Source organism: Providencia manganoxydans, from assembly GCF_016618195.1.
In the GTDB taxonomy this organism is placed as follows: Bacteria; Pseudomonadota; Gammaproteobacteria; order Enterobacterales; family Enterobacteriaceae; genus Providencia; species Providencia manganoxydans.
Genome location: NZ_CP067099.1, coordinates 4058614 through 4073201, shown reverse-complemented (window position 1 = coordinate 4073201; position 14588 = coordinate 4058614). Strand labels below are relative to the sequence as shown.

The 14588-nt window shown below is 39.3% G+C and carries 12 protein-coding genes; 7 read left to right on the top strand and 5 right to left on the bottom strand.

What is annotated here, in order from left to right; all coding sequences use genetic code 11:
- Window positions 1-197: 197 nt before the first annotated feature.
- The 3 genes from recQ to yigL are packed head-to-tail and all read left to right on the top strand — an operon-like array spanning window position 198 to window position 3861.
- The gene (recQ, locus tag JI723_RS18565; protein ID WP_337979635.1) at window positions 198-2024 is read left to right on the top strand and encodes an ATP-dependent DNA helicase RecQ; all 1827 of its coding nucleotides are present in this window, start codon (window positions 198-200) and stop codon (window positions 2022-2024) included.
- A gap of 18 nt (window positions 2025-2042) precedes the next feature.
- Window positions 2043-3038, top strand: coding sequence for a lysophospholipase L2 (pldB, locus tag JI723_RS18560; RefSeq protein WP_070927815.1), 996 nt, complete (start codon window positions 2043-2045; stop codon window positions 3036-3038).
- Between the two features lie 13 nt (window positions 3039-3051).
- Window positions 3052-3861 carry a sugar/pyridoxal phosphate phosphatase YigL gene (gene yigL / locus JI723_RS18555; protein WP_070927814.1) on the top strand — a complete coding sequence of 270 codons (810 nt, stop codon included), beginning with the start codon at window positions 3052-3054 and terminating at the stop codon, window positions 3859-3861.
- Window positions 3862-3964: 103 nt separating this feature from the next.
- On the opposite strand, the gene JI723_RS18550 is transcribed toward yigL, so the two are convergent.
- On the bottom strand, window positions 3965-4174 hold the full coding sequence (locus JI723_RS18550) for a helix-turn-helix domain-containing protein (RefSeq protein WP_369427535.1): 210 nt from the start codon (window positions 4172-4174) through the stop codon (window positions 3965-3967).
- A gap of 429 nt (window positions 4175-4603) precedes the next feature.
- Between JI723_RS18550 and JI723_RS18545 the strand changes: the two genes are divergently transcribed.
- The 4 genes from JI723_RS18545 (at window position 4604) to JI723_RS18530 (ending at window position 8581) form a co-directional block, all read left to right on the top strand.
- Window positions 4604-5380: a helix-turn-helix transcriptional regulator gene (locus JI723_RS18545; protein ID WP_319069018.1), complete on the top strand. Its 777-nt coding sequence runs from the start codon at window positions 4604-4606 to the stop codon at window positions 5378-5380.
- Between the two features lie 179 nt (window positions 5381-5559).
- On the top strand, window positions 5560-6753 hold the full coding sequence (locus tag JI723_RS18540; protein WP_337979634.1) for an MFS transporter: 1194 nt from the start codon (window positions 5560-5562) through the stop codon (window positions 6751-6753).
- Window positions 6754-6766: 13 nt separating this feature from the next.
- On the top strand, window positions 6767-7543 hold the full coding sequence (locus tag JI723_RS18535) for a helix-turn-helix transcriptional regulator (protein WP_319069023.1): 777 nt from the start codon (window positions 6767-6769) through the stop codon (window positions 7541-7543).
- Between the two features lie 246 nt (window positions 7544-7789).
- A complete protein-coding gene (locus tag JI723_RS18530; RefSeq protein ID WP_070927804.1) occupies window positions 7790-8581 on the top strand; it encodes a tetratricopeptide repeat protein in 792 nt (263 codons plus the stop codon).
- 13 nt (window positions 8582-8594) lie between these two features.
- On the opposite strand, the gene JI723_RS18525 is transcribed toward JI723_RS18530, so the two are convergent.
- From JI723_RS18525 to rsgA, 4 genes are all read right to left on the bottom strand, one after another.
- The gene (locus JI723_RS18525) at window positions 8595-8924 is read right to left on the bottom strand and encodes a hypothetical protein (protein ID WP_070927802.1); all 330 of its coding nucleotides are present in this window, start codon (window positions 8922-8924) and stop codon (window positions 8595-8597) included.
- The gene (gene mscM / locus JI723_RS18520) at window positions 8921-12262 is read right to left on the bottom strand and encodes a miniconductance mechanosensitive channel MscM (protein WP_337979633.1); all 3342 of its coding nucleotides are present in this window, start codon (window positions 12260-12262) and stop codon (window positions 8921-8923) included. The genes JI723_RS18525 and mscM overlap by 4 nt, the downstream gene beginning before the upstream one ends.
- Window positions 12263-12295: 33 nt before the next feature.
- Window positions 12296-13207, bottom strand: coding sequence for an archaetidylserine decarboxylase (gene asd / locus JI723_RS18515; protein WP_070927797.1), 912 nt, complete (start codon window positions 13205-13207; stop codon window positions 12296-12298).
- 256 nt (window positions 13208-13463) lie between these two features.
- Complete coding sequence (gene rsgA / locus JI723_RS18510) at window positions 13464-14516, bottom strand: small ribosomal subunit biogenesis GTPase RsgA (RefSeq protein WP_319069030.1); 1053 nt, start codon at window positions 14514-14516, stop codon at window positions 13464-13466.
- Between the last annotated feature and the right edge of the window lie 72 nt (window positions 14517-14588).

Sequence of the window (14588 nt, the reverse complement as noted above, 5' to 3'; positions counted from 1 at the left end):
TGCTAGCATACAACCGCTTTGCTTCAAGTATAAGTTTTAAATAGAGTTGAATGCTTGAAAAGTGCTACCCTAAATCTTTCAAGGTGCAGTTCTTATTTCTTAACGGAAGGTGCTGCAACTTGAAGTATAACGGGTAGAACCCGCTACTATTTTGCTGCTCGATTGGGCAGCTATCTGTTTGTAATTTGAGGATCCGCGTGTCTACTGCTGAAGTGATCTCCCAATTGTCACTTGCTGAAAGCATACTCAACAGTACTTTCGGTTATCAGTCTTTCCGCCCTGGGCAGGAAGCAGTGATCCATGCCATTTTAGATAACCGTGATTGTTTGGTTTTAATGCCAACAGGTGGCGGGAAATCTTTGTGCTATCAAGTGCCTGCACTGGTTAAAGAAGGTGTGACTTTAGTTGTTTCCCCGTTGATCTCATTAATGAAAGATCAGGTTGACCAATTGTGTTTGCATGGCATTAATGCAGCTTGCTTGAATTCCTCTCAGACGGCTCAAGAGCAGCGGGAAGTGATGGAGTCATGTGCACGGGGTGAACTTAAATTACTGTATGTCGCGCCAGAGCGGTTATTAACGGATTATTTTCTCAGTCAGCTAGCCAGCTGGAAAATCGGTTTATTAGCGGTTGATGAGGCGCATTGTATTTCACAATGGGGTCATGATTTTCGTCCTGAATATCGTGCATTAGGTCAGTTAAGGCAACATTTTCCAAATGTTCCTGTCATGGCGCTAACCGCAACCGCCGATGAAACCACTCGTGCTGATATTGTTCGTTTATTGGATCTTCATGATCCACAGATTCAAGTTAGCAGCTTTGATCGACCAAATATTCGTTACACTTTAGTTGAAAAATATAAGCCACTTGACCAGCTATGGTTTTTTATTAAAGGGCAAAAAGGCAAGGCAGGCATCGTTTACTGCAATAGCCGTAGTAAAGTGGAAGATACCGCAGAGCGCTTGCAAAAACGCGGTTTGAGCGTTGCTGCTTATCATGCGGGGCTTGATAATCAACAACGTGAGTGGGTACAAGACGCCTTTTTGAAAGATAATTTACAAATCGTCGTGGCAACGGTTGCGTTTGGTATGGGGATTAACAAATCCAATGTGCGTTTTGTTGCCCATTTTGATATTCCGCGCAATATTGAAGCCTACTATCAAGAAACAGGGCGAGCAGGGCGGGATGGTGTCGAAGCCGAGGCGGTGCTGTTTTACGATCCCGCTGATATGGCATGGTTGCGTCGTTGCCTAGAAGAAAAACCTGCGGGTATGCAACAGGATATTGAGCGACATAAACTGAATGCGATTGCAGCATTCGCAGAAGCACAAACTTGCCGTCGCCTCGTGTTACTGAATTATTTCGGCGAAAATCGACAGACGCCATGTGGTAACTGTGATATCTGTTTAGATCCACCCAAACAATACGATGGGCTGGTGGATGCGCAAAAAGCTCTTTCCTGTATTTATCGTGTTGGTCAGCGTTTCGGTATTGGCTATATTGTTGAAGTATTACGTGGCGCAAATAATCAGCGTATTCGTGATTTAGGCCATGATAAATTACCCGTGTATGGTATAGGCAAAGATCAAAGTAATGAACATTGGGTGAGCGTGATCCGCCAATTAATCCATCTTGGCATGATCACACAGAATATCGCGCATTTTTCTGCTCTACAGCTGACAGAAGCTGCGAGGCCAATATTACGTGGTGAAACGACATTATTGCTTGCTGTTCCACGTGTATTAGTGACAAAAAGCCGTAATCAGCAAAACAAAGTTTATCGAGGCAACTATGATAAGAAATTATTTGCTAAGTTGCGCAAACTACGTAAATCTATTGCTGATGAAGACAATATTCCGCCATTTGTTGTATTTAATGATGCGACATTGATTGAAATGGCAGAACATTGCCCAACTTCTCCTGTGGAATTGTTATTAATTAATGGTGTCGGAGAGAAGAAGCTTGAACGTTTTGGAGATGCTTTTATGGCATTAATCCGAGATCATCTTGAAGGTTATGAATGACGAAAGGATAACCACATAATGACCCCTGAAAAGCTAAAAGAGAGTTGGTTAAATCGAGAAACGCAATTTTCTGCATTTACCAACGGGCCTCTTTTAGATTTTTGGCAGCAGCGAGAAGAAGCTGAGTTTTTAGGGGTTGATGACTTACCGATCCGCTATGTGCGTTTTACTCGAGCGCAACATGATAAAGCCATTGTTATCTCTCCTGGACGTAGCGAAAGTTATGTTAAATACCCTGAAATTGCTTATGATTTCTATCACCTAGGTTTTGATGTATTCATTGTTGATCATCGTGGCCAAGGGCGATCGGGCCGCATGTTAGATGATCCCCAAAAAGGCCATGTCGAAAAGTTCACTGACTATATTGATGATTTTGCCAAGTTTGTTGAACTTGAAGTGCAATGTCGGCATTATCTCAAATGTTATGCTTTAGCTCACTCAATGGGTAGTGCTATACTTGCGGGTTATTTATTGCGAGATAAGGTCACATTTGATGCAGCGGCATTGTGTGCACCCATGATTGGCATTAATTTGCCAATACCGCATTGGCTGGCAAGTTTTATTGTCGAAAGGGCAGAATCGCATCCTAGTGTACGTACGGATTATGCCGTTTCGACAGGCAAATGGCAGCCATTACCTTATTTAATTAATGTCCTGACACACAGTCAAGAACGTTATCGGCGTTATTTACGCTATTACGCCGATTACCCTGAATTACGCCTTGGTGGTCCCACTTACCATTGGCTAAAAGAAAGTTTTGCAATTGGCGATGAGCTAATTGCTAAAGCGGGAGAAATTGATGTGCCACTGATGCTGTTAGAAGCCAGCGAAGACAAAGTGGTCAGCAATCGAGAGCTACAGGCTTTTTGTCAAAGTCGGCAAAAAGCGCAGACAGGAAGAGAAGAAAAATTACCTCTCGTTATCGAAGGGGCACACCATGAAATCCTGTTTGAAGTGGATGCACTTAGAGCTATGGCTCTGAATGCTATCTGTGATTTTTTTGAGCAGTATTAGTTAGGAATTAAGTATGAAATATCCTGTTGTTGCCTCTGATTTGGACGGTACACTTTTATCTCCCAATCATGATTTAACCGCATTCACCAAGGAAACATTGAAACAACTTGTTGATACACAAGATATCCACTTTGTATTTGCCACTGGTCGTCACCATGTTGATGTGGCACAAATTAGAGATAGTCTTGGTATTGATGCTTACATGATCACATCTAATGGTGCGCGAGTGCATAACACTAAAGGTGAACTGATTTTTAAGCATAATGTTGATCCTGATATCGCTCATGAGCTGTGTTTAATGGAATTTGATCATCCCGATCTTGTCACCAATTACTATGGTGGTGATGACTGGTTTATTAACCGTGAAAGCCCAGAGCAGAAAGAGTTTTTCAAAGAGTCTGTTTTTCAATATAACCTATTTGATCGTAATAACTTTGATACTTCGGATGTTTGTAAAGTGTATTACACTAGTGAAGATCACGATATGTTGGTGGATCTACAAAACCGTATTCGTGAACGCTGGCAAGATCGCGTTAATGTCACCTTTTCACTACGCAGCTGTCTTGAAGTCATGGCAGGTGTTGTATCTAAAGGCGAGGCGTTGCAGCAAGTTGCGGCACTTCAAGGCTATCAAGTCCATGATTGTATCGCGTTTGGTGATGGTATGAATGATAAAGAGATGCTGACTCTATCAGGCAAAGGCTGCATCATGGCTAATGCACACCAAATGTTAAAAGATGAATTACCGCAACTGGAAATTATTGGTTCTAATGCTGATGATGCGGTTGCCCATTATTTAAGAAATAAATATTTAAATGGCTAGTTATTACTATTAACTTTCCTTAAAAAATCGAGATAATTATGAAGGTTATCTCGATTTCGTATAAATTCAAGAAACATAAAATATCTTTTCATGTGTTATTAAATCATTGAACAATACTTATTCCGTTATCATTTTTCTCCTTGTAACGAGAAGGCCAAATTTCCTCGGGCTTCATCTCTAAATACTCAGCAATGATCCGCTCTCCTTTTGGCCATCGGCGTACTAAAGTATTATTAAGTGTCGAAGAACTTAAGCCAGCTAAAGGTGATATTTGCGATAATGTTGATCCTCTTTTACGAACAGCCGCAATGATATCTGCTGGATGCTAATCTTTTTCCATAACTTCTCCAATAAAAATATGAATAATGTAAGATTTAATATGATAGTTATTGATATATCTTTCTACGTTAATAAATTAAGGGGTGTTTATTTATAAATTAATTCTAAATATTATTCTGTACAATTATTGTTACATTAATTTATTTCAATTTTCTTTGAATATAAAAAATATTTTACATTTATTTTTTATGATAATAGTCTATGGTTTTCTTAATTAGTTACTTATTGAGGCTATGAGAAAATTATTTGACAATCGAAAATATAATGCCCTATTTTTAAGATGGTGGAGTTTAAATTAAACTGTAGACGTTTTTAATTGGCTTTTTATTTATTATGTTATTAATTACGGTTTTATTATTAAGGTGATTATTTGTTTGTTAATTATTTAAAATAAGGAGAGTTTATGAATGTAAAAAGTGATTTTCTTGAGAGTGCTTGTCGGCAATTTACAAATAAAATAGAATGTTTTTTTGACTTAAAGGTGACAGATGTTTCTTTAATTCGTATTGATTTGGAGAGGGAAAAAATTAATGGTATTTCTAGCCACTATGATTGGTTACTAATGAATTGGGATGATGACTTAGATTTGCTAGTAAGTGAACGAATATCTTCAGGTATACAATTTTGGAGTAATTACTCCTCTGCATACGCAAATACTTTTTCTAGGATAAAAAATAATAAAATGAAAGTGGATATTTGCCATAAGACAGGATCTGTATATGAAATTATTTCAATAAATACTAAAAAAGATATTGGAGTAAAAGATATATTAAACTTATTTAAAATGCGTCCAGTGCTCTCTGATTTTACTCATAAAATTTGGCAACAAAAAGACAATATAGATTTGCCTCTAAGAGAAAAGATTGTTCCATCTGAAACGACAGTGGTTGCTGCTGATGGACAGACAAGTGACTTATTCAATATTCATAATCATATGCGGTTTGGCAATATTCGTTTAACGCAAAAAGAGATGCTAACAATTCGTATGTTACTATCACAATGTAGAACAAAAGAAATTAGTTATATTCAAGGTTGTTCTATTATGACAGAGCATAAACGTATACAAACTATCAAAGAAAAACTGGGTTGCCCCAATGCATCATCAAGTGGATTATTTAAAGCTCTCAATGAGCATGGGATCACAACTGCATGTTTAGATTTGTTCTTCACTAAACAATAGAAGCCCTAATGAATGATAATGGGATGAATATTTTATCTAGTTTAGGTCGTATTTATATTCATAGAATGATTATCGACATATACCCAAAATTCTTCAAGTTACAGTATTTTGGGCTAGGCTCAGCTAGTCGCCTAACTGTAAATCGAATTATTTGAAATATAACAATATGGAGGTTAATTTTGAAATGGAAATATCGCTTCGGTGCTGTAATGGGAAATGCACTAGAATCTTATGAAATTGCCATCTTTGCAGCAATTTCACCTTATTTAAGTGCTGAATTAAATCGATTAGGCTATGAACAAGCGACTGAAATGGTGTGGGGAATATTTGCATTACGTTTTTTATCAAGGCCAATAGGCGGTTATATTATTGGTCTATATGCAGAGAAAGTGGGTAAGAAATCAGCTCTTATATTGATGAGTTTTATTACGGGACTAGCCACATTATCTATGGCATTTTTACCCATTGAATTACTCGGAGCATATACACCAATAGCCATACTTATTATTCAATTAGCATTATCTTTTAGCTTTGCAGGTGAATACCCATCATTGGTTACATATTTATTTAAAGATTCAAGCCTAAATGAACGTGCAAAAATTTCAGCTATGATTGCTTGTAGTGGTTTATTAGGATTTGCTATTTGTTTAGGTATGGTATTTGTACTCGATAAGGTGTTACCTCAAGAAACAATGCAAACTATTGGTTGGCGTATACCATTATTTCTTGGGTTAATTAATGTTATTATTAGTTTTTGGTTTAGAGCTAAATTACCAGAGCAACCAATAAATAACTTAAAGAATAAATTGAGTATAAAAAGTGTTATTGCTGTTATTTTTATTGCTATACCTGGTGCTGTTATTTTTTATATGCAGAGTATATCTTCGATAATAATTATTTCCCATTTAAATCTTGGTGATTTTAAAAGTTTATTCATGGTTGTGTCTACATGTATTTTAATCTCACTGATTATCATAATTGGTTGGTGGACCGATAAATACAGTTCACCAGAAAAAATTTTTAGTGTTGGAGTTTGGGGCGGAATGTTACTTTCAATACCGCTCTACTATTTATTAGAAGGCACTAATATTACATTTGTTTTCATTGCGCAATTTTTATTACTCATATTCTCATCATTGATTTTAAGTGCAACAAGCTCTGTATTGTTCTCTGGCTCATTAGGTAATGTGGTGGTATTGGCATTAGGCAATAATATTGCACAAACCTGTATTGGTGGTTTAACTCCATTAACGGTTAATTACCTAAAAAACTATGGCATTGCATATATAGGGTTATTTATTTCATTGATTTATTTGGCATATATTATGTATGGTTACTTAACTAAAAATTATCATATAAAGCAATCTATTTAAATAAGGATATACTATGGATATTAAAAGTGATTTTTTAGAAAATGCATGTTGCAATTTTAAAAGAAAGTTTAATAATGTGTTTTATTTTACTGACTATGATGTGGCGTTTATTAGAATTGATCTCGATAATAAAAAAATTAATAGCGTCAATAGTAATTATGATTGGATACTAATGAATTGGGCTGATGATTTAGATCTCATGATAAGTGAACGAATATCATCAGATATACAATTTTGGAGTAATTATTCCCCTGCATATATGAATACTTTTTCTAGAATAAAAAATAATAAAATGAAAGTGGATATTTGCCATAGAATTGGAAATGTCTATGAGTTAATCTCTTTGAATAGCAAACATGATTTGACGGCGAAAGATATTTTAAATTTATTTAAAATACGTCCGATGATCTCTGATTTCACACATAAAATTTGGCAACAAAAAGACAATATAGATTTGCCTCTAAGAGAAAAGATTGTTCCATCTGAAACGACAGTAGTTGCTGCTGATGGACAGCCAAGTGACTTATCCAATATTCATAATCATATGCGGTTTGGCAATATTCGTTTAACGCAAAAAGAGATGCTAACAATTCGTATGTTGCTATCACAATGTAGAACAAAAGAAATTAGTTATATTCAAGGTTGTTCTATTATGACGGAACATCAGCGCATACAAACTATCAAAGAAAAACTGGGTTGCCCCAATGCATCATCAAGTGGATTATTTAAAGCACTGAATGAGCATGGGATCACAACTGCATGTTTAGATTTATTCTTCACTAAACAATAGAAGCGCTAATGGGTGAGGGTAGGTGAACATTTTCCTACCTAACCCATATCATATTCACTGTTACATCAACGAAAAATGCTTTTTTTAAGATTACGCTACTTTTCCTATTCTTTCTGGGTAAAAGTGGCATTAAACTATTAGCTAGTTGTCTACAAAGCCCCCTATTGCATAGTCGTGGCTTGTCGATAACAAAGGATCACACTGTTTTCTCAGTCGGTTTTTTTGCACTGTTGAGGGTTGTTTAGGATGAAAAAAGTCGCGTTAGCATTATTGTTAGGTTCTGTTTGTTATAGTTCACTATTACTTGCCACCACCTCGAATACCTCCACTCCGACTCAACAGACAATCGAGCAGATCACACAGCTAGCACAGAAAGGTGATGCAGATGCTCAATACTTACTTGGCCAACGCTATTTTAAAGGTGAAGGCGTATCACAAGATTCCAAAATAGCCGCACAGTGGTTTATCAAAGCTGGAGATCGAGGCAATTCAGATGCGCAGTTCCAATTAGGTACGATGTATGTGAATGGTTTCGGTGTACGCCGTGATTATGATAAAGCAATGCTGTGGTATGAAGAAGCGGCAAAGAATAATGACGCCCGAGCTGAAACTAACATGGCGATGATGTACGCTCAGGGCCTTGGTGTTGCTCAAGATCTCGATAAAGCTGCGTATTGGTTTAGAAAAGCGGCACAGGGTGGTAATGCTATCGCTCAATTTCAGATTGGACAGATGTATACGATAGGTAGTGGCGTTGAAGTGGATAATGAAAAAGCGGTTTTTTGGTTCCGTAAAGCCGCTAAACAGCGAGATGCAAAAGCGCAAGATCGCCTTGGGGTGATGTATTCTGAAGGTAAAGGTGTGAAAAAAAACCTTCAACAGTCTTATGCATGGTTGGCCACCGCGGTATACAGCGGTAATAAAGAAAGTCATCGCTTACAAGAAAAAATTGCGTCACAGCTTAATGACAATGAGTTAAAACAAGCGCAAAAATTAGCGGATAATTATATTCAAACCTATGGATTTAAAGCAGGCTAAAGAGCAAATTCGATTAGTGGGATATTACTCGGTATCCCACCATGATAATTGCAGATAATACCAGATACGCCCAACTCATTCGGTAAAAGCGGTTATATCCCCGACCCCTACGTACACTCAACTGTAACGGTTGATTAGATAATTTACTCACCAATATGCGATAGCTAACAATATAGAGCAGAGTTAGCAACTGCCATAAATACAATATATTGACAGCAAAAGATTTACCAACAACGAGTAATATCACCAATGGGATAAGAAAAAATAGAATTGAGCCAACTTTCTCAAATTGGCTGACTCGTAACAGAGTCAGCTCATCTTCTGGTGTTATCGCCGTTTTCATAACTCACCAGACTTACGTGTAGGATTACGGCTCGAAAGGTTATTGGTGGCACTTTGTAGTGCATTATCACGAACATCCACTCGTGCTTGGAATGGTGGGAACGGCAGAGGAATGCCTTGTTCGGCAAATGCAGCCAATATATTTTGATGGATTTCGTGACGAGCGGGCAGTCGATGTCCCATTTCAGCGGCATAGACGCGCAACTCGAAAATTTGAATACCCTGCTGGAGATCCACTAAATAGACTTCAGGATTGGGGTTTTCTAATATCATTGTTGAGCGTTCAGCTGCATTGAGTATGGTTGATGTCACCAGTTTGCTGTCTGCATCAGCAGGTGCTGGAATTGTCATGACAATACGTGTGATAGTGTCACTCAAAGACCAGTTAATAAACTGCTCAGTAATAAAGGCTTTATTTGGCACAATGATCTCTTTTCTATCCCAATCTGTCAGCGTTGTTGCTCGGGTATTAATTTTTGTAATACTCCCCGTCAGATTGCGGATAGTCACCGTATCACCAATACGAATCGGTTTTTCGAATAAAATCATCAGACCTGAAATAATATTGGCAAAAATCTCTTGTAAACCAAACCCTAAACCGACCCCCATTGCAGCGATTAACCATTGCAATTTAGACCAATCAATCCCTAACATTGAGAAACCAACAATGGTACCGATGATAGTCAGTGAATATTTGGTTAATGTGCTGATAGCATAGCCAGTACCCGGTGTTAAATCTAAATGTTGTAATACCGCAAGCTCAAGCAATGCGGGTAAATTACGAACTAACTGCGTAGTGACAATAATGATCAATATGGCAATGAAAATTGACCCCATCGTGATTGGCTGGACGGTATCCACACCATTAACGGTTGAGGTAACATCCCATAGACGAATATTTTCGAGAAATGAAAACGCGCTATGTAGCTCGGACCATAGCCAAATGAGGGAAACTAAGGCAATCATCGTTAGGATCGAACGTACCAACCCGACGGATTGTGCGCTAATTGCATCGAGGTCAATCACTTGCTCATCAATGTCAATCGCACCTTCGCCACTTGCATTTGGTAGTGGAGAATCTTCTTCTCCCTTTGCCCGTTGCGCTAAGATATCAGCACGACGTTGTTTAGCACGTTCAAAAGCTAACTTACGACGTTGTATTGACATCCAACGACGAATTGCATGATAAACAATTAACAAGACAAACCAAATTGCGACCGAAGTTTCTAAGCGGCCTAATAAGGCTTGAGATGTTGAAAAATAGCCTAATAAAGAGAAAAAGGCAGCGACAACAGGGGCAATCAACAACATCCACCATAGCGCTTTATTGATCAGATTCTCACCTGAGCCATGTCGGTCTAAATAAAGCGGAACATGGGTACGACGTAAATTGTTGGTCATTAAGCTTAAAGCAACACACAACAATAAGAAGCAGAAACGGCCAATAGTGGCGGCGAATTCCCTATCGCTGTAATACTCAAAGGTGATCAGCGCCATCATTAACGGGACGATCACGAAAATTGCGAGGCGATAGTAGCGCATTGCCCGTTTGACCGCGTCTTTATCCCACCCAAAGTGAGCAATAAATAAACCGGTAGGGCGTGAAAAAGTCTCACTGATCATAAATAGCCATAGTACAGGCGTGGTGGCACTGACACCGTATCCAATCGCCGCGGCCATTGGATATTGCCAAGCGCTTTGCAGCCCATAACCAATGGCTGACCACATCATCGGCAGAGGTAATGCAACGATGATTGACCAAAAAATCGTTCGTATTGTCAGATAAAAGTGATCTTGAGTGACTTTACCAATTCGTAGGCTTGCACGATCGAGAAAGTCTTGATAGTGGCGGCGCGTACTGATGCTGAAAATGACTAAAATAATCGACCCAAGCAGATATAAGAAAGTATCTTGGGTTGTTAACATCACCTCTAAAGCCCCTGTTAGCTGTGACAAGGTATCTAAGGAAAGCAGTTGGGTAATATCGGTGATCAAAAGTACCGGATAATGCAGCGTCACTGGTGGGGCATCCGCAATCCAAAACAGATAACGGTGTGATGCGTCTTTAACTTCTTTTAAGGCATCAGTGAGCTGGCTGGTGGCAACATTAAGTTTTGTGAGCTCCAGCATCTCGGTATCAAAACCAGAAATCAGAGCGGTCAATAATTCTTTACGCGTTTTTATTAATGAGGTGTATACCTGCGCTTGTGCGGCGTTTAAATTATTTTCAGTTTCTTGACTAGAAATATCTAATTTAGATAAGCGCTCTAGCGTATCTTCATAATTTAATCGTTGTACACGTAAATCAGCCATATCGCGATTAAGCTGCTGACTTTTCGGTATTTCAGGTAGGCGCGATAGTTGAGTACGTAATGCTTCACCTAAAGTACTGGAACCGTTTAGCCACTGAGCTTGTTCGCGGATTGTTGTCAACGCTTGACGTGCATCTTGTATACCCGCAGAAATTTCGGTTTGGCTGACGCTAATACTATTCATACGAACGGCTTGGTCAGTCAGTGCTTGTGATAACTTACGGTTAATATCGATTTGCTCTTTAAGAAAAGGGGTTAATTCACCCTGTTCGGCAAGCATCTCGGTGTGCTCTAAGGCTAATACCGCTTTTTGTTGGCGCAAGGTGCTTTGAACTTCACGTAATTTTTGGAGTTCTAGCTCTAGGCGATTGTAGCGTTTTTTATTCAGTTCTAATGTGACTCGGGAAATTTCTTGGCGATTATTGGCTGATAACTGCGCCATTTCGAGTTCATTAACTTCTGATTTGCGAGCACTTACTTCGGCTTGAGCAAGTATAGCTTGGGCTTCTGCAAGTGGAGTCGCTGGTGTGCTTAACGACTGTAAGCGAAAGGAAGCTTCAGAGAGTAAGCGTCGTGCTTCAGATAATTGCTGAGGCAATGCACCAAGTGATTCGCTGATTTCGCGGCCTTTATCTTGCTCTTGCTGGGTTTTACGGCCTTGTTCCAGTAGTTGGCTGCTCACTTGAACAATTTGTTGTTCAAGTTCAGAGAGGCCAATATTTGAAGGAATAGGATTAGGTTCATCGCTCTCATTGAGCAAATCTTGCCTCAATCCTTTAATAATTTGAGGGAACTTATCAATAGCTTCTTGATAAGACTTTGCTTTTGCATCAGAGTCATTGGCTTCATTGATCCAATTGAGTGCCCCTTGCAATGCTTGAGCAATTTCAGCATCTTTGGGGTTTTTGCTTGGATCAAGTTGCGCTAGCTCCTGCTTAATCTGTGCTTCATTCTGCGTGGTGTTAGAAGCCCCAGCCGCAGAGAAGGCGATTAGCAGGCTGAAAAAAAAACTGATAATCAAACGCACAGTCAGGAGCTCCTTCAAGCAATTAATAAGATCTTACTGAGTTTCAACCGAACTATTAATAGAGTCAGTGTCAGTTTCATCAACGATCACTTCCGCTAATAATTCTCCCATACGTGTTGCATAACCAGGGATCAGCGAAGGATTAAAACGTATGGTATTAGGTTCGAAGAGGTTGATCACTGTCGAGCCTAATTTAAAGCGGCCCATTTCTTCGCCTTTTTTCAAAAATACTGCATTTTCAGCGAGTTGTTCAGGGTAGGTCCAGCGTTTGATTACGCCTTCACGCTGATTATTCACACACCCACTCCAAACTGTTTCAATACTACCTACAATGGTGGCACCCACTAAAATTTGTACCATAGTGCCCATTTCAGTTTTGAAAACACAAATAAGGCGCTCATTACGGGCAAACAAATTAGGCACATTGGCCGCAGTCAGTGGGTTTACCGAAAACAGATCACCTGGGACATAAATCATTTCAGTCAATAAACCATCACATGGCATATGGACGCGATGGTAATCACTTGGTGACAGGTAAGTGGTGATAAAGTCACCATTACGGAATTTATCCGCTAATTGGTAATTACCTGCTAGCAGGGCTTCCACAGTATAATTATGGCCTTTGGCTTGGAAGATTTGGTCATCTTGGATAAGGCCTAATTGACTCACCGCACCATCAGCAGGTTGCGCTAATTGGTGATTACCAGAAACCAACGGGCGCGCTTCTTCTTTTAGTGGTCTAACAAAGAAATCGTTAAACGTTGCATATGCGGAGAATTCACTTTTCTGTGCTTCACTCATATTCACCTTATATGCTTTTGCAAATAGTTTTATTGCCCATTGAGTAACAAAGCCAACATTTCGGCTAGCAAACCAGCCAGCAAATTGAGTAAGGCCTTGCTTAGGCAGCATATATTGCAAACGTATTTTAATTTTCTCTAGCACGTTAACCTCAAATTCGTAAACGCTAATTAGCCTATAACAGCCATTGAAATTGTTGGTGGAGAAGGTTGCCTTCCATTAATTTCACAACTTCTGTTGGCTGCCAAATACACTCTATTTTTCGCAAGCCGGCATTGTACCTTTGCCTATCTAAATAGTATATTTTGTTTCGACGAACTGAAAAATCTTTACCATCAAGTGAGGACTTTTCAATATATAATGTAAGTGCTCACTTACTATATTTGCTCTGCAAAAAGTATTATTTCTCTTTACCTGTAAAATTACCGCGTGGTTTAACTTGTTCCATGCTTTCTAAAATACGGTGATAATTTTCAAAGCGTGATTCAGCAATGTCCCCTCGCTCGGTGGCTTCGCGTATTAAACAGCCCGGATCATCTAAATGTTTACAATCACGGAATTTGCAACCCCCTAGGTACTCTTTAAATTCGACAAAACCTTTCGTCACTTGTTCCGTAGAAAGATGCCATAAGCCAAATTCACGTACACCTGGTGAGTCAATCACATCACCCCCTAGCGGGAAGTGATAGAGCCTTGAGGTCGTGGTCGTGTGTTGGCCTAATCCTGAATTATCGGATACCTGATTCACTAAAATGGCTTGTTCATTATGGGGCAACAGCGTATTCAGTAAACTGGATTTACCCACACCAGATTGGCCGACAAATACCGATATTTTGCCTTCTAGCGTGTTAGTAAGTGCTTCCATTCCTTCATTGGTATGACTGGAAACTTCGAGGACTTGATAGCCAATATCGCTATAAATAGTCATCAAATCACTCACCCATTCACGGTTTTCTTCATCTAATAGATCAATTTTATTTAAAACGATGATGGGTTTGATGCCTAATGTTTCGCAAGCTACTAAATAGCGGTCAATAATATTCAGTGAAAGCTCGGGTAAAATTGCCGAAACAACGACAATTTGGTCAATATTTGCGGCGATCGGTTTCAATCCATCATAATAATCAGGGCGAGTTAGCACTGAGTGGCGCTCGTGTACCGCTTCGACAATGCCATTGATTTTAATGTCAGTTTGCGTATTGAGCGCAGGGCGCCAAACAACACGATCGCCCGTCACAAGGGATGAGATGGTTCGGCGTAAGTTACAACGCTGTATGGTGCCATCATTTGCTTCAATATCCGCATGTTGACCGAATCGGCTGATCACCAGCCCCTCTTGGGCTTCGCCGAGTTGGCTATCATCAATTTCTACAGCATGTTGCTTTTTCAATCGTTTCTGATGATTTGCTTGTACGCGGCGCTGCTGGCCTTTCGACAGTTTTTGCTTAGCCACCTGACCTCTCTTGATAATGTTGGCTGAGTTTTGTTTATTTGAGTCGTTCGCACCGATATCTCAAACGCGCTA